The sequence below is a fragment of the Caulobacter ginsengisoli genome, from assembly GCF_030814835.1.
GTDB lineage: Bacteria > Pseudomonadota > Alphaproteobacteria > Caulobacterales > Caulobacteraceae > Caulobacter > Caulobacter ginsengisoli.
Genome location: NZ_JAUSVS010000003.1, coordinates 69,474 through 83,801, shown reverse-complemented (window position 1 = coordinate 83,801; position 14,328 = coordinate 69,474). Strand labels below are relative to the sequence as shown.

The 14,328-nt window shown below is 68.2% G+C and carries 16 protein-coding genes; 7 read left to right on the top strand and 9 right to left on the bottom strand.

Going from position 1 to position 14,328, the window contains the following annotated elements; all coding sequences use genetic code 11:
• Positions 1-90 precede the first annotated feature (90 nt).
• On the top strand, positions 91-546 hold the full coding sequence (locus tag QO010_RS10220; protein ID WP_307348821.1) for a PaaI family thioesterase: 456 nt from the start codon (positions 91-93) through the stop codon (positions 544-546).
• Here QO010_RS10220 and QO010_RS10215 read toward each other — a convergent pair.
• Positions 543-1,046, bottom strand: coding sequence for a hypothetical protein (locus QO010_RS10215; RefSeq protein ID WP_307348819.1), 504 nt, complete (start codon positions 1,044-1,046; stop codon positions 543-545). The two genes, QO010_RS10220 and QO010_RS10215, sit on opposite strands and share 4 nt — an antisense overlap.
• 290 nt (positions 1,047-1,336) lie before the next feature.
• Here QO010_RS10215 and QO010_RS10210 point away from each other — a divergent pair, with 290 nt between their 5' ends.
• From QO010_RS10210 to QO010_RS10190, 5 genes are read left to right on the top strand one after another with little or no spacing between them, the layout of a single operon-like run.
• Positions 1,337-2,221: an SGNH/GDSL hydrolase family protein gene (locus QO010_RS10210; protein ID WP_307348816.1), complete on the top strand. Its 885-nt coding sequence runs from the start codon at positions 1,337-1,339 to the stop codon at positions 2,219-2,221.
• Positions 2,218-3,540: a GDSL-type esterase/lipase family protein gene (locus QO010_RS10205; RefSeq protein ID WP_307348812.1), complete on the top strand. Its 1,323-nt coding sequence runs from the start codon at positions 2,218-2,220 to the stop codon at positions 3,538-3,540. The genes QO010_RS10210 and QO010_RS10205 overlap by 4 nt, the downstream gene beginning before the upstream one ends.
• 3 nt (positions 3,541-3,543) lie before the next feature.
• The gene (locus QO010_RS10200; RefSeq protein WP_307348809.1) at positions 3,544-4,950 is read left to right on the top strand and encodes an MBOAT family O-acyltransferase; all 1,407 of its coding nucleotides are present in this window, start codon (positions 3,544-3,546) and stop codon (positions 4,948-4,950) included.
• A gap of 12 nt (positions 4,951-4,962) precedes the next feature.
• Positions 4,963-5,370, top strand: a complete 408-nt coding sequence (locus tag QO010_RS10195) for a hypothetical protein (protein ID WP_307348806.1) — start codon at positions 4,963-4,965, stop codon at positions 5,368-5,370.
• Between the two features lie 33 nt (positions 5,371-5,403).
• The gene (locus QO010_RS10190; protein ID WP_307348804.1) at positions 5,404-6,240 is read left to right on the top strand and encodes an enoyl-CoA hydratase-related protein; all 837 of its coding nucleotides are present in this window, start codon (positions 5,404-5,406) and stop codon (positions 6,238-6,240) included.
• Between the two features lie 18 nt (positions 6,241-6,258).
• On the opposite strand, the gene QO010_RS10185 is transcribed toward QO010_RS10190, so the two are convergent.
• Positions 6,259-6,600, bottom strand: a complete 342-nt coding sequence (locus QO010_RS10185) for a hypothetical protein (RefSeq protein ID WP_307348801.1) — start codon at positions 6,598-6,600, stop codon at positions 6,259-6,261.
• Between the two features lie 160 nt (positions 6,601-6,760).
• On the opposite strand from QO010_RS10185, the gene QO010_RS10180 reads away from it, so the two are divergent.
• Entirely contained in the window at positions 6,761-7,297 is a 537-nt protein-coding gene (locus QO010_RS10180; RefSeq protein WP_307348799.1) for a GNAT family N-acetyltransferase, read from the top strand.
• Here QO010_RS10180 and QO010_RS10175 read toward each other — a convergent pair.
• The 7 genes from QO010_RS10175 to clpB all read right to left on the bottom strand — a co-directional run bounded on the left by QO010_RS10175 (position 7,294) and on the right by clpB (position 14,219).
• On the bottom strand, positions 7,294-7,626 hold the full coding sequence (locus QO010_RS10175; RefSeq protein WP_307348797.1) for a GFA family protein: 333 nt from the start codon (positions 7,624-7,626) through the stop codon (positions 7,294-7,296). The genes QO010_RS10180 and QO010_RS10175 overlap by 4 nt on opposite strands.
• Positions 7,627-7,699: 73 nt before the next feature.
• The gene (locus tag QO010_RS10170) at positions 7,700-8,872 is read right to left on the bottom strand and encodes a serine hydrolase domain-containing protein (protein WP_307348796.1); all 1,173 of its coding nucleotides are present in this window, start codon (positions 8,870-8,872) and stop codon (positions 7,700-7,702) included.
• Between the two features lie 207 nt (positions 8,873-9,079).
• Positions 9,080-9,706, bottom strand: a complete 627-nt coding sequence (prfH, locus tag QO010_RS10165) for a peptide chain release factor H (protein WP_307348794.1) — start codon at positions 9,704-9,706, stop codon at positions 9,080-9,082.
• Positions 9,703-10,815 (bottom strand): RNA ligase RtcB family protein, encoded by a 1,113-nt coding sequence (locus tag QO010_RS10160; protein ID WP_307348792.1) that lies wholly within the window; start codon positions 10,813-10,815, stop codon positions 9,703-9,705. Before QO010_RS10160 ends, prfH begins: the two co-directional genes overlap by 4 nt.
• On the bottom strand, positions 10,812-11,300 hold the full coding sequence (locus QO010_RS10155; RefSeq protein WP_307348790.1) for a hypothetical protein: 489 nt from the start codon (positions 11,298-11,300) through the stop codon (positions 10,812-10,814). Before QO010_RS10155 ends, QO010_RS10160 begins: the two co-directional genes overlap by 4 nt.
• Positions 11,290-11,430: a hypothetical protein gene (locus tag QO010_RS10150; protein WP_307348788.1), complete on the bottom strand. Its 141-nt coding sequence runs from the start codon at positions 11,428-11,430 to the stop codon at positions 11,290-11,292. Before QO010_RS10150 ends, QO010_RS10155 begins: the two co-directional genes overlap by 11 nt.
• 203 nt (positions 11,431-11,633) lie before the next feature.
• Complete coding sequence (gene clpB, locus QO010_RS10145) at positions 11,634-14,219, bottom strand: ATP-dependent chaperone ClpB (RefSeq protein ID WP_307348786.1); 2,586 nt, start codon at positions 14,217-14,219, stop codon at positions 11,634-11,636.
• Between the last annotated feature and the right edge of the window lie 109 nt (positions 14,220-14,328).

Below are 14,328 nucleotides of genomic sequence, written 5' to 3'. Positions count from 1 at the left end.
TTCCTGGCCTCCCCGCTCCGTTCAACGCGGCAATCCGCCCCGATCCGGCGCGACTTGACGACCCTTGCGGCAACCTCTCGAAATGGAGGCATGGAAACGATTGTGGCGGAAGCCCCACAGGCCCCCGCGGCCCAAGACGACCTCTCGACCACCATGGGGCTGGTGCGCCGTATCGCCGTCGACCCCGAGGGCAAGGCGGCGCTGGAATACCGGGCCGGCCTGCACATGTGCCATTCGGGCGGCGTGGTGCAGGGCGGCTTCATCTCCGGCTGGCTGGACGCGGCCATGGCCCATGCCGCCATGGCCATGACCGGCTTCGAGATGACCCCGATGTCGCTGGAGCTGAAGGTCAGCTTCTTCCGGCCCACCCGGCCCGGCCTGGTGGTGGCCGAGGCCTGGGTGGAGCGGCGCGGCGGCTCGACCTGTTTCATGGAGGCCCGCCTGCTCGACCCAGCGGGCGAAGTCTTGGCCAAGGCCAGCTCGACGGTGCGGATGATTCCCAGGGGTAAGGTCGAGGCGGCGTCGAAAGCGGCAGCCGAGGCCTAGGTTCTCCAGGCCGCTGAAAAAGCTGGTTCCAGATCGCACAGGAATTCGCGCTCCATGTGCACGAGATCGACCTCTCCAAGTTCGGAGAATTTCGACAGAACCACGCTACTGTCCTTCAGCGACCTCATCATCGCAATGTTTTCACGCAGCAGCTGCTGGCTCCAGGCCACATAGCGCCGTAAGTCTTCCCGGGTGAGGTTGAATGCGACCTCGCTGTCGGCAAGACAGCCTCCCTTCTCCGTCAAACTGAACACCCCGTACTTGTAGTAGACCTCGTCATCCAATCTGGCGCTACGGACCGTGCCGCTATTCTTTTGGAAGAAGAAACCGAGGTCGTCGTGGATATGCACGGCCCTGCTACCGTCCTCGACGACGGCTTCGAAATCGAACCGATACCAGGCATCGACGACCGTCTCCCGATCCCGGTGCGCGCGGCGCGCTTTGTATTTCAGGATCAGATCTCGGTAGTGGTCGACACCGTGCGCAGCTCGAAATCTCATGTCGTACGTCCCGCGCCTTTTACGGGGCGCAGATTGGGCGGAGCGCCGTCGCTGATCAAGCGCCGCTCCCAGCGTTGACGCCCACCCATCGTTAACGCCCGCGACGGAGAGCCGCGGGTGCAGATCGTGATTAACGATTCGCTTGGCCGGTGACCGGTATTGCCCCCGCGCCCGTGCGGTGATTTGGTCCCGCCGGAGAGTTGTCGGGGCGTAGGTTAACTGTGGCGGACGAAAGCCAAGTCGAGGGATACAGCGCCAGGGGCGCCCGGCGCCCCGCCAGGCTGGGCCGGATGGCGGTGTTCGTCGTCGGGCTGATGGTCGGCGCCGCCCTGGGGGTGATGGCCGGCGCGGTGGGCATGCAGATGCTGGTCGACCAGCAGGGCCCGCCGCTCGTCGAGGCCAAGAAACCCCTCCTGGCCCAGAAGGCCGAGCCCACCCAACCCCTGCTGCAGACCGTCAAGGTCACGCCCGGCCAGCCGGTGGTGATCGGGGTGTTCGGCGACTCCATGGGCGATGGCCTGTGGGCCGGCCTCTATCGCCAGCTGCATGACGACAAGGGCTATGAGGTCATCCGTTTCAGCCAGGCGTCCACGGGCCTGGCCCGCTACGACTATATCGACATCCAGAAACAGACCGAGAAGCAGCTGGAAGGCCGGCGCCTGGACGTCGCCATCGTGCTGTTCGGGGCCAACGACGAGCAGGGCATCATCGCCAACGGCCAGGTCCTGCCCTTCGCCAGCGACGGCTGGAAGCAGGTCTACGGCCAGCGGATCGACAACCTGACCGGCCTGCTGCGCGAGCATGGCGCGGCCGTCTACTGGGTGGGGCTGCCGCGCATGAAGCGGCCGGACTATGACCGCCGGGCCGGAGTGCTCAACAGCGTCTACGCCGAGCGGGCCGCGGCCCTGGGCATGCCCTTCCTCGACCTGGTGCCGGCCACCATCAACGATAAGGGCGAGTACGAGGCCTATCTGGTCCCCGAGGGCGACGACCGGCCCCGGCTGATGCGGGCCAAGGACGGCATCCACATGACCATGGCCGGCTATCTCCGGATCGCCCGGCCGGTCACCGACCGCCTGCGGGCCGATGTCGACGCCGCCCTGGCCGCCGCGGGTCCCGCCTCGGTCAGCAGCCTGGCCTCCGCTCCGGCCTCGCCCCCGCCGAGCGGGCGATGAGGCCTGGCGCCGCGGCCCTGCTGGGCCTGACCCTGGCGGCGCTGTCGCTGAGCTTTCATCCCGCGGCGACCGAGCCCTATTCCCCGCCCGTCGATCCCTCGGCGCTCGACAACGCCCAGGCGCTGGGCCCCTTCCTGACGACCCTGGCCGACCTGGAGGGCGGGCGGCGCAACACTCCCATCCATATCCTGCAGATCGGCGACAGCCACACCGCCGGCGACAACATCTCGGGGGGCCTGCGGGCCCGGCTGCAGGCCCGCTTCGGCGAGGGCGGCCGGGGCGTGATGGCGCCGGGCGTGCCCTATCCCGCCCTGTCGCAGCGCCAGATCAACGTCACCGTCTCAGACGGCTGGCGGGTCGAGGCCAGCTTCCCGACCGGCTATGGCCGCTTCGGCCTCAGCGGCTTTCGCCTGACCTCGATGGCGGACGGCGCCACGGTCGGCCTGACCGCCGATCCGGAGGCCCGCTTCGACCGTTTCGCCTTCTGCGCCCAAGGGGGGCCGGGGGCCGGATCGCTGGGGGTCGATACCGGCGAGGTTCATGAGACCATCGACCTCAACGCCCCCGCCCAGGGAACCATCTGCTGGTCCGCCGACCTTGCCGCGCCGGCCAGCCAGGCGACTCTGACCGCCCGGGGCGGCGGGCCGGTCAGCCTGCTCTCCTACGCCACCTTCCGCCGCCAACCCGGTATCGCCTGGTCAGCCCTGGGGGTGGTCGGCGCGCGGCTCTCGGATTTCGCCCAGCGGGATTCGGCCATGATGGCCTCGGAGCTGGCGGCCTATCCGCCGGACCTGATCATCCTGGCTTTCGGCACCAATGACGGCTTCGACAGCGACGTCGATATCGCCGCCTACGAACAGCTGGTCCGCCAGCAGATCCGCCGGCTGAAGGACCTGGCCCCCGGCGCCGCCGTCCTGGTCATGGGTCCGCCCGACGCCAGCCGCACCCGGCCCGACATCAAGCTGGACGGCATCCAGAACAAGGGCTTCGACTGCGCCCCGCTCACCGACGCCGAGCGCGCCGACTATGACCAGCTGGTCGAGGCCCGCAGCCCGGTCCTGGCCCGCTGGTTCGAGCCGCCGAACCTGGGCCCCGTCCGCGAGGCCCAGCGCCGCGCCGCCATCGCCGAGGGCGCCGCCTTCTGGGACTGGAGCGCCCGGATGGGCGGACCGTGCAGCTCGCATGTGCTGAGCCGGCCCGAGCAGGACCTGATGCGCGGCGACCATATCCATTTCCGCAGCGAGGGCGGCGACTGGATCGCCGGCCTGCTGACCGCCGACCTGATGGGCGCCTATTCGGCCAGAGCGGGAGGGAACTAGCCGATGCTCTTCCCGACCATGACCTTCGCCATCTTCTTCCTGTTCGTGTTCGTCACGGCCTGGAGCCTGGATCGCGAGAACGGCCGCCGCAAAGCCTTCCTGGTGCTGGCCAGCTGGGTCTTCTACGGCTGGTGGGACTGGCGCTTTATCGGCCTGCTGATCGCCTCGGCCACGCTGAACTTCCTGGTCGCCGAACTGATCGACCGCAGCGAGACACGGCGACGGCGGCTGTGGCTGGTCGGGCTGGGGGTGGCGATCAACCTGACTATCCTGGGCTTCTTCAAATACTACGGCTTCTTCGTCGAACAGCTGGGCGATGTGCTGAAGATTTTCGGCTGGCAGCGGGACCTGCCGCTGCTGCAGGTGGTGCTGCCGGTGGGGATCAGCTTCTTCACCTTCCAGGGCATCTCCTACGTCGTCGACGTGCATCGCGGCCACTGCGAGAAGGCCAGGTCGCTGCTCGACGTCATGCTGTTGATGAGCTTCTTCCCGCACCTGGTGGCCGGGCCGATCGTCAGGGCCAGCGACCTGCTGCCCCAGTTCGCCCAGACCCCGCGCCTGACCCGGGCCATGGTCAGCCATGCGATGATCCTCATCGTCTGGGGCCTGTTCAAGAAGACGGTGATCGCCTCGGAGCTGTCGGTCGGGCTGGTCGATCCGGTGTTCTTCGATCCCACCGCCCACAGCGCCCTGGACCTGCTGGCCGCGACCTACGGCTATGCGGCCCAGATCTATTGCGACTTCTCCGCCTACAGCGACATCGCCATCGGGGTGGCCGGCCTGCTGGGCTATCGCTTCCCCCGCAACTTCGACCAGCCCTATCGCGCCGCCTCGCTGCAGGACTTCTGGCGGCGCTGGCACATCAGCCTGTCGAGCTGGCTGCGCGACTATCTCTACATCCCGCTGGGCGGCGGCCGGGGCAGCGAGTGGAAGATCTGCCGCAACCTGATGATCACCATGCTGCTGGGCGGCCTGTGGCACGGGGCGGCCTGGACCTTCGTGGCCTGGGGGGCGCTGCACGGCGGGGTGCTGGTCTTCGAGCGGCTATGGAAGAAGTTCAAGCCGGCGGCCTGGCCCCGCCTGCCGACCATTCTGGGCATCCTGATCACCTTCCACATCGTCTGCCTGAGCTGGATCCTGTTCCGGGCCGAGTCCTTCAGCCTGGCCCTGGACTATCTGGCCGGGTTCGGGCGGTGGGGGCCGGCGAGCGTGGCGACGCCATTCCTGGTCTCGCTGACCGTCATCGGCCTGGGCATCCACTTCCTGCCGTCCCGGGCCGGCGAAGCGGTGGCCGGCATGGCCAAATACCTGCCCTCCCCCGCCCTCGGCGCCGCGGCCGCCCTGACCATGCTGGTCATCGAGGCCGTGCGGCCCGAGGGCATCGCCCCGTTCATCTATTTCCAGTTCTAGGAGGGCGGACCGATGAGCGAGGAAAGCCACCTGGAAAGCCCGCTCGGCGAGGAGTTCGAGCCCGACAGCTTCGCCCGCATGGTCGCCTGGCTGCGAAGAGTGAGCGGCTATGACCCCGGGGCCGAGGACGAGGAAGAGGACGAACTGGCCGCCGCCCGCACCCAGCGCTGGGCCGGCCGCTCGATCCTGTTCGCCGCCGTCATCCTGGCGCTGTTGAACGCCCCCTCGATCCGCAGCTGGGCCTCGACCCTGGACCCCAGCCAGCCCAGCGAGATCATCCGCAAGCTGGCCGACGTCTGGACCGACAGCATGGACCAGGCCGGCCTGGAAGAACCCCGCCGCGCTATCCGCCGGGCCTATGACAACTGGAAAGCCTGGGGCGGCGTGGAACCAGCGCAGACGCCGCCGGCCGCACCCTGATAGGCTGCCCGCAAAACACGCGGGAGGCGGGCCTTGGACTTCAACGACATCCTCTACCATGTCGACGACGGCGTCGGCGTCATCACCCTAAACCGGCCCCAGCAGCGCAACGCCCAGAGCTGGCGGATGCTGGAGGAGATCGACAAGGCCTTCGACCTGGCCCGCACCGACACGGCCGTGCGCGTGGTGATCATCCGGGGCAGCGAGGGCTGTTTCTCGGCCGGCCACGACCTGGGAACCGGCGAGGGTTCGGAGTTCCGGGCCAAGATCCGCGACGGCGGCCCGCTGGCCTATTACGACGGCTTCAAGCGCTACAATCTCGACCTGCTGCTCAAGTGGCGCAATTTCGAGAAGCCGACCATCGCCCTGGTCGAGGGCTGGTGCATCTATGCCGGCTGGATGCTGGCCGCCTGCATGGACATCGTCTTCGCCGCCAGGGAAGCGCGGTTCCTGGCCGGGTTCGTGGAATACATGTCGATCCCCTGGGACATCGGCGCGCGCAAGGCCAAGGAGCTGATCTTCGAGAGCCGCTTCATCACCGCGACCGAGGCCCATGAGCTGGGCTTCGTGAACCGCCTCTACGATCCCGCCGACCTGGAGCGCGAGACCTTCGCCTATGCCCGCCGGGTGGCCGAGAACTCGGCCGGCGTCCTTCGCTTCGCCAAGCTGCAGATCAACAAGGCCCAGGACGCCGCCGGCTTCTCGCACGCCCTAGAAGACTCGCTGGGCGACTATGTGGCGATGATGACCCTGCTGGGACCTGGCGAGATGCGCACGCCCGATGGCAAGAAGATGCTGGCCGTCGACCTGGCCAACCAGGGCCGGCGCGGCCAGCGCCACGGCCAGAGCCGTGGCGACCTCGATCCCTGACGGATGAAGCCGCCGGGGTTACCCCCTGACGGCCATCGATTTCAGGCCGGCGCTGGCCGGCGGGGCGGTCAGCAGGTCGGCGATGCGCAGCAGGAACTCGCGGCGGCGGGCCAGGGCCCCCGGCACGTCCTCGCCGGCGCGGATGGTGCGCACGTCGTCGCGGGCCGACTCGGTCTTCAGCCGCTCGGCCACGGCCGGCAGATGGCCTTCACCCTTGCGGGCGTCCATCAGGGCGGCGTGGCTGCGGGCCTCGCCGATACGCTTCTGGACCAGGAGCTCGACCTCGGCGCCGGTCTCGGCGCGCGCCGCCAGGGCGGCGAAGTCGTGCGCGTACATCCGCACGAAGCCTTCTTCGATCATGATCTCTCCAAACTGTCGCGGGACGGACGGTCGCAAAACCGTTCGGACGCGGCGCAACATGGCGCGCCCTCAAGATGCGCGATAAGCGGCCACTCTAGCACGGATTGTCCGAAAACGGGGCGGAAATGACTCAGGGTCAGTTTGCGGCTATCGCAAGCCCATGCCCCAAGGGTTCAGCCACCGCCTCGCCACCATCGCCGACGTCCCGGCCCTGACCGCGTTGTCGGAGGCCGCCATCGACGCTTTGCTGGGCGCGGTGCTGTCGCCAGCCGAGGTGGCGTCCAGCCGGCTGATGATGGGGATCGACAGCCAGTTGATCGCCGACGGGACCTATTTCGTGGTCGAGAAAGACGGCCAGATCGCCGGCTGCGGCGGCTGGAGCCGGCGCGCCACCCACTACGGCGGCGACCATTCCCCCGGCCGAGACGACGCCCTGCTGGACCCCGCGACCGACGCCGCCCGGGTCAGGGCCATGTACACTCACCCCGCCTTCGCCCGGCAGGGCGTCGGCCGGCTGGTGCTGGAACTCTGCGAGGCGGCGGCCGCCGAGGCCGGCTTCCACCGCCTGGAGCTCACCGCCACGGCGGCGGGTGAGCCGCTCTATGCCGCCTATGGCTTCACGCCCGAGCGCCGGTTCACCGACGCGCGCGGCGGCGCGCCCGTACCGCTCTGCGTGATGAGCAAGCCGGTGGCCTAATCCGCGTTATCGAATTTTCTGACCTCGACGGCGCCTTCATCGAAACCATCGAGCAAGCGGGCATTGACGCCCATCTTGCCGAAGTCTTCACCGAGCGTCTCCCAGTGGGTTCCGCAGCCGCAGGTCGGGCAATGGTGGATGCCGATCATCCGGTCGCCCCAGACATAGGCCTTGGTCTCGCCGGAAATGCGCACCTGCTCCGGCGGAAAATAGGCCACACGCCAGGCCAGCCGCCGACAGAGCGAGCAGTTGCAGTCCGCGACCCACTCTGGCTGGCTTGGCAGATCTATCTGCACGTTGCCGCAGTGACAGCTTCCATGAACGCTCATGGCGACTTTGTAGCCCCGGGCCGGGAATGTCTGCAATGGTCGCTAGCCGACCTCGGGCGCTTCCGGACGATGACTAAGGCGCTTGGCGGAGCGCGCGCACGGCCGCGCGCAACAGCGTGACGGTCTCGGCGGTGGCGGCGGCGTCCTGGGGCTTGCGCCAGGCGCTCTGGATGGCGGCGACCACCTGATCGCCCGGGTTGATGTAGACGAACTGGCCAAAGGCGCCGATCACCGCGAAGACGCCCGCGTGGGCGCCCGGGGTGGGCGGCGTCGCCCACCAGTGATAGCCGTAGCCGCCTGGGTCGCCCGGCGACAGGGCGCCGAAGGCAGTCGCCTCGCTGTCCGGCCGCCCCGCCAGTTCGCGCCAGCCGCGCGGTAGCACGCGCCGCCCGTCGCGCGCTTCGCCGTCCTCCAGCATCAACAGCCCGAAGCGCCCCATGTCGCGCAGGCGGGCGCTGACGCCAAACCCGCCCAGCTCCAGGCCGTCCTCCCACTCCAGTTGCCAATGCCCGTCGGCCTCCATCCCGCCGGGACCCCAGACCCGCTCGGCCAGATAGTCGGCCAGCGGACGGCCCGTCGCGGCGGCGACCACCGCGGCCAGCACGCAGCTGTCGCCGGTTGAGTGGTTGAAGATAGCCCCCTGCGGATGGACGCGCGGCAGATGGCAGAGCAGGTCCAGGACCGCCCCTGGCCGCCGACGGGCCATGGCCCGGCCCAGGCGCCAGGCGTCGGATCGGGCGTCGTTGTCATAGTCCTCGCGCCAGGCCACGCCCGAGCACATCCGCAGCAGATTGCGGATCGTGACCCCCTCGTAGGCCGAGCCCAGCAGTTCCGGCAGATAGAAGTCACAGGGATCGTCGAGGCTGCCGATCGCGCCGTCGTGCAGCGCGGCGCCGGCCAGCGTCCCGGTCAGGGCCGTCGTGGCCGCGAAGCCAGTCCAAAGGCTCTCCGTGACGTTACCCATCCCGTAGCGCTCGAGGGCGATCTCACCGCCCTTCAGGATCAGCAGCCCGGCCGTGCGGTGGCGGGCCACGTAGTCGTCAACGTTTAGGGTCAGGTCGCCCAGCCGATAGGTCAGGCCCGACAGCGACCGCCCGTGCGGCGGCAGCGCCCGCACGGCCTCCCCGCACCGGATCGCGCGCACCGGCCAGACCTGGTCCTGATTTCGGAACGTGGCCGCCTGGTTCCCAGGCGTCGTGTCCATGACGTTCGGAGCTGCCCGCTCCGTTGGCGCGATTTCGCTCATCGCAATCTCCCTGCTGAGACCGCAGGAATCGCGTCGGGTGGGGAGGCTCGCAACGCAACTTAAGTTGGCTTGCCTCGCCCGGGCCGGCTTGGCATGGTCATGCTCGCGAACGGCCACGATGGGTCGGCTGCCGGCATAGACGTCAGTGCGGAAAGCCGACGTCAGCGCCTGACAAAATTCGCAGGATTCCGCCCAGCCCGTTTGGGTTCAGATCGCGGATTTCGGCGTGAAGCGGACCCCCCTGTACGTTCTGACAGGGTTGCCGCGCTCAAGTTGCTGGTGGAGGCTCCATTGCGATCGGCGGGCCTTGTCGCGTGACGCGCCGCGCTGCTCTTCGATCATCATGGCGAGTTTCAACCGCGCCAACTTGCGATTGGCGTGCTGCGAGCGCTGTTCTTGCGCGGTGGCGACCAGACCGGTGGGGCGGTGGGTGGCGCGAACGGCGCTATCGGTCTTGTTGACATGCTGGCCGCCCGGACCGCTGGCGCGCAGGGTCTGGTAGTCGATGTCCTCAGCCTTCAAATCAGGGACAAGGTCAGGCTCCGGCGCAAGGGCGACGCCCACGAACCAGTTTCTGCGATTGTGGCCAGGCCGAAACGGACTATCGCCGATCCACAGGACCGTGCCGGTCCGCCCGGCGACGAACGCGGGCGCCTGGTCGCCGCTGACACGCATCAGCAGCGATGAGGGGTGATCCTCAAAGCCTTCCAGGACCTCGCAGACGACGCCATAGGCTTCGGCTTCGCGGGCGTAGGCGGCCGCCAGTTGAGCGACGACCCACCGACATTCCTGCGGTCCCTGCCCGGACGTCAGGTGCAAGATGACCTCGCTCATGACGTCGCCCGCGTCTTGTAGCTGAGCAAGGGGCGCAGCTGCGCGATGACGCGCACCAGCCCGGCGTGTTCAAGGTCCGCCACGACCCGCCGGATGTCCTTGTAGGCCTGGGGCGCTTCCTCGTAGATCAACCGGCGGTCCTCGCAGATGACATGGCTGCCGAGCGCCGTGCGCTGAAGATCGGCGATGCGGAAGCGCGCGGACAGCCTTGCGTGCGCGTCCGAGCGGCTCCACTTGCGACCGGCGCCGTGGGCGAGCGAGCAAAGGGCCTGGTCGGCGCTGTCGGCGATGGGTTCGACCAGGTAGCTGAAATCGCCGCGCGATCCCGGAATGGCGACCAGCCCCCGATCGGCCGGGGCGGCGCCCTTGCGGTGCAGCCATCCGCCAAGGTGGGGCGTCACGCAGTTGTGGCAGATGTCGAGCACAGGCCGCGCCTCGGCGCCGATGGCTTCGCGGAAGCGTTGCGCGATGATCCGCCGGTTCAGCACGGCCCAGGCCAGGGCCTGGTCATGCTCGGTCAGATAGGCTTGTCCCGCCGGGCCGGCCGCGAGCATCCCGGCGCCGGCGGGCTCTGTCCTGTGCGCCTGAAGAACAGCCTGCCCTAATCCCCGCGATCCGCTGTGAACCATCATCCACACACGATCCGCCTGCAGGCCCAGTGCATCGAAACGCTCGCCGTCGACGACCTCTTCGATCCGCTGGAATTCCACGAAGTGGTTGCCGCCGCCGATCGTGCCCAGCGCCAGGCCGGCCAAATTCGGTGGCAGACCGAAACCCGCCACGGCGGCCAGGGTGTCGCCCGACCAGGCCTCGTCGAGGCCGTAAAGCTTGCGCTCCACGGACCCCAGTCTGAACTTGCGCACGGGGCTGCTCAGTTCCCACAGGCCTATGCCGCAACCGATGTCGCCGCCCACCAGATGTGGCCAGACCCGATCCGGCGACCAGAATGCGGCGCCCACCGCGATCCCGGCGCCGACATGCAGATCGGGCAGGCCGACGACGCGCTCGATCCCCTCATAGCGGGCCGACGCCTCGAGCTGGTCGACGGCGGCCGGATCCAGGCGGGAGGGGTCCGCCGAGATCAGGGTGATTTTAGGAGACAGGCTCACAGCGCACCGCCTTTCCCGCCGCAGTTGGCTGCGGGCAGGCATTGGGCCAGGCCCTCGATGTCCTTGAGAATCCCATCGCGCGGATCGACGAAGAAGGTCCGTCGGCGACGCCATCGGTCCTTGCGCCCGAGCACCTCCCCCTCGTGCATCCACTCGCCGCGCCGGCCGACCGAGATGCGCGTCAGGACGTAGTCCTCGATGTGCGAGCGCACATGCATCTTGATCGTGCTGCCGGTGTCGAGGGTGGCGCAGATCTCGCTGAACACGCTGTCCCACGGTCGCCCTCTCCGGCTTCGCAAAAATCGCACGAGCGGCGCGAGGTTTTCGTTGAGCGATTTCGAATAGGGCGCCGCGATGTACGCGTGACGCTTCATACCAATGTATTGGATATTCGGATCGGGTGTCCTTTTCAGTTTCGGTGATGGAGCATGCCCGGCGCCCCACCGCGGCCGCTCGACGACGACTTTGAACATGTCAGCGCGCATGACGGCCCTCCCGAGAAACGGAAGCCGACGGCGGCTGGCTGAACAGCGGATATTTGACGAAACGGCGAGGTGTGTTCACCCCGCCGAAAGAGATCAGGCGAGTGACGTCGCCCGACAGCGAATTGCCCATGCAATCTGTTCCTGAAGAGTCTGGGTTATGAGGAGATTTTCTTGACGGGCTGAAGTCGCTCGCATGATGCTCTCCTTTCCAGTTTCAGAAACACGCCGGGCTTGGCTGTGACGCTCACTATGGCATCTTAAAGTCAAGTTCAAGAGGCCGGCTTCCGTCGGGGTGAGCTTCCGGAAACCGGCCCTCGCGTGCGGACCCGCGATCTAGTGCACCCGCGCCTTCCCAATCACCAACCCATCCTGGTCCGCCGTCACCTCGATCACCGCGCCGTCAGCCATCTCGCCGGCCAGCAGCTTGCGGGCGATGGGGTCCATCAGCTCTTTCTGGATGACCCGCTTCAGCGGCCGGGCCCCGTAGACAGGGTCGTAGCCGCGTTCGGCCAGCCAGTGCTCGGCGGCCGCGTCCAGGGCGATGGACATGCGGCGGTCGGCCAGCAGGCGTTCGACCCGCTGCAGCTGGATCTTGACGATGTCGCCCATCTCGCCGCGGCCCAGCCGCTTGAAGAGGATGATCTCGTCGATCCGGTTGAGGAACTCGGGCCGGAAGTGCTGGCGCACCACGTTCATCACCATCGGACGGACCGACTCGACGTCGTCGTCCTCGCCTTGGGCGGCCAGGAACTCGCTGCCCATGTTGCTGGTCATGATGATCAGGGTGTTGCGGAAGTCGACCGTGCGACCCTGGCCGTCGGTCAGGCGGCCGTCGTCCAGCACCTGCAGCAGCACGTTGAAGACGTCGGGGTGGGCCTTCTCGATCTCGTCGAACAGGATGACCTGGTAGGGCCGGCGGCGGATCGCCTCGGTCAGCGCCCCGCCCTCGTCGTAGCCGACATAGCCGGGGGGGGCGCCGATCATGCGGCTGACGCTGTGCTTTTCCATGTATTCGCTCATGTCGAGGCGGGTGATGGCCGCCTCGTCGTCGAACAGGAATTCGGCCAGCGCCTTGGTCAGTTCGGTCTTGCCCACGCCCGTCGGGCCCAGGAACAGGAAGCTGCCGATCGGCTTGCCGGGATCCTTCAGCCCCGCCCGGGCCCGGCGCACGGCGTCGGAGACGGCCAGCAGGGCCTCTTCCTGGCCGACCACCCGGCCGCGCAGGGCGTCTTCCATGTTCAGGAGCTTGCCGCGCTCGCCTTCCAGCATCCGTTCGACGGGCACGCCGGTCCAGCGGCTGACCACGGCGGCGATCTGTTCGGCGTCGACCACTTCCGGGCTGGCGGTCGTGGCGGCGTCGCCCTTGGTGTCTTCCTCGGCCAGGCGTTTCTCCAGCTGCGGGATTTCGCCATAGGCGATCTCGGAGGCGCGCTGCAGGTCGCCCCGGCGCTGTGACGCCACCAGTTCGGCGCGCAGGCGCTCGAGGGCCTCGCGCAGCTGGGCGCCCTGGCCGACCTTTTCCTTTTCGGCGCGCCAGTGGGCGGTCATGTCCTCGGACTGGGCTTCCAGGTCGACCAGCTCGTCCTCGAGCTTCTCCAGCCGGGCCTTGGAGGCCGGGTCGGTCTCCTTCTTCAGGGCCTCGCGCTCGATCTTCAGCATGACGAGGCGCCGGTCGATCTCGTCCAGCTCCTCGGGTTTGGAATCGACGGCCATGCGCACCCGACTGCCGGCCTCGTCCATCAGGTCGATGGCCTTGTCGGGCAGGAAGCGGTCGGCGATGTAGCGGTTCGACAGGGTGGCGGCGGCGACGATGGCGCCGTCGCTGATCCGCACCCCGTGGTGCAGCTCGTACTTCTCCTTCAGGCCGCGCAGGATCGAGATAGTGTCCTCGACCGTCGGCTCGCTGACCATCACCGGCTGGAAGCGGCGGGCGAGCGCCGCGTCCTTCTCGACGTGCTTGCGGTATTCATCGAGGGTGGTGGCGCCCACGCAGTGCAGCTCGCCCCGGGCCAGGGCGGGCTTGAGCAGGTTAGAGGCGTCCATCGCCCCCTCCGACTTGCCGGCCCCGACCAGGGTGTGCATCTCGTCGATGAACAGGATGATCGAGCCCTCGGCGGCGGTCACCTCGTTGAGCACGGCCTTCAGCCGCTCCTCGAACTCGCCGCGGTATTTGGCGCCGGCGATGAGGCTGCCCATGTCCAGGGCCAGCAGCTTCTTGTCCTTCAGGCTCTCGGGCACGTCGCCGTTGACGATGCGCAGGGCCAGGCCCTCGACGATGGCGGTCTTGCCCACGCCCGGTTCACCGATCAGGACGGGGTTGTTCTTGGTGCGGCGCGAGAGGACCTGGATGGTGCGGCGGATTTCCTCGTCGCGGCCGATGACCGGGTCGAGCTTCTGGTCGCGGGCCGCCTGGGTCAGGTCGCGGGCGTAGCGCTTGAGGGCGTCATAGCCCTCCTCCGCCGAGGCGGAATCGGCGGTGCGGCCCTTGCGGACGTCGTTGGCGGCGTCGTTCAGGCCCTTCTCGCTGGCCCCGGCGTCCTTCAGCGCCTTGGCGGCGTCCCCGCCTTCCTTGGCCAGCGCGATCAGCAGGCGCTCGGTGGTGACGAAGGCGTCCCCGGCCGCCTTGGCGCCCTCCTCGGCGGCGGCGAAGACCCGGGCGGTGTCGGGCTTGAGGTAGAGCTGGCCGGAACCGCCCTCGACCTTGGGCATCTTGGTCAGCAACTGTTCGACAGCGGCGTCGGCGGCGTCGGGCCGGCCGCCGGCGCTCTGGATCAGGGCGCGGGAAAGGCCGTCCTTTTCCTCGAGCAGGACCTTGAGCAGGTGCTCGGGCGAGAGGTGCTGGTGGCGGCGGGCGAGCGCCAGCGACTGGGCCGACTGGACGGCCTGCTTGGCGCGATCGGAGTAGAGATCGATATTCATAATGTCCCCTGGATAGGCGGATTTGAACCGCCTGCCCTGATCTGGCGCAAACGGTCCTGACCGGGGATTTAGGTGTGGCTTGGCGGCAACACAAGGGGAGGACGGGACG

Excerpts from the sequence above, each read along its gene's own strand:
- QO010_RS10155 (WP_307348790.1), bottom strand. The coding sequence starts at position 11,300 with ATGCGCGCTGACATGTTCAAAGTCGTCGTCGAGCGGCCGCGGTGGGGC.
- QO010_RS10195 (WP_307348806.1), top strand. The coding sequence starts at position 4,963 with ATGAGCGAGGAAAGCCACCTGGAAAGCCCGCTCGGCGAGGAGTTCGAG.
- QO010_RS10215 (WP_307348819.1), bottom strand. The coding sequence starts at position 1,046 with ATGAGATTTCGAGCTGCGCACGGTGTCGACCACTACCGAGATCTGATC.
- prfH (WP_307348794.1), bottom strand. The coding sequence starts at position 9,706 with ATGAGCGAGGTCATCTTGCACCTGACGTCCGGGCAGGGACCGCAGGAA.
- QO010_RS10205 (WP_307348812.1), top strand. The coding sequence starts at position 2,218 with ATGAGGCCTGGCGCCGCGGCCCTGCTGGGCCTGACCCTGGCGGCGCTG.
- QO010_RS10200 (WP_307348809.1), top strand. The coding sequence starts at position 3,544 with ATGCTCTTCCCGACCATGACCTTCGCCATCTTCTTCCTGTTCGTGTTC.
- QO010_RS10180 (WP_307348799.1), top strand. The coding sequence starts at position 6,761 with ATGCCCCAAGGGTTCAGCCACCGCCTCGCCACCATCGCCGACGTCCCG.
- clpB (WP_307348786.1), bottom strand. The coding sequence starts at position 14,219 with ATGAATATCGATCTCTACTCCGATCGCGCCAAGCAGGCCGTCCAGTCG.
- QO010_RS10185 (WP_307348801.1), bottom strand. The coding sequence starts at position 6,600 with ATGATCGAAGAAGGCTTCGTGCGGATGTACGCGCACGACTTCGCCGCC.
- QO010_RS10150 (WP_307348788.1), bottom strand. The coding sequence starts at position 11,430 with ATGGGCAATTCGCTGTCGGGCGACGTCACTCGCCTGATCTCTTTCGGC.
- QO010_RS10175 (WP_307348797.1), bottom strand. The coding sequence starts at position 7,626 with ATGAGCGTTCATGGAAGCTGTCACTGCGGCAACGTGCAGATAGATCTG.
- QO010_RS10210 (WP_307348816.1), top strand. The coding sequence starts at position 1,337 with ATGGCGGTGTTCGTCGTCGGGCTGATGGTCGGCGCCGCCCTGGGGGTG.
- QO010_RS10170 (WP_307348796.1), bottom strand. The coding sequence starts at position 8,872 with ATGAGCGAAATCGCGCCAACGGAGCGGGCAGCTCCGAACGTCATGGAC.
- QO010_RS10220 (WP_307348821.1), top strand. The coding sequence starts at position 91 with ATGGAAACGATTGTGGCGGAAGCCCCACAGGCCCCCGCGGCCCAAGAC.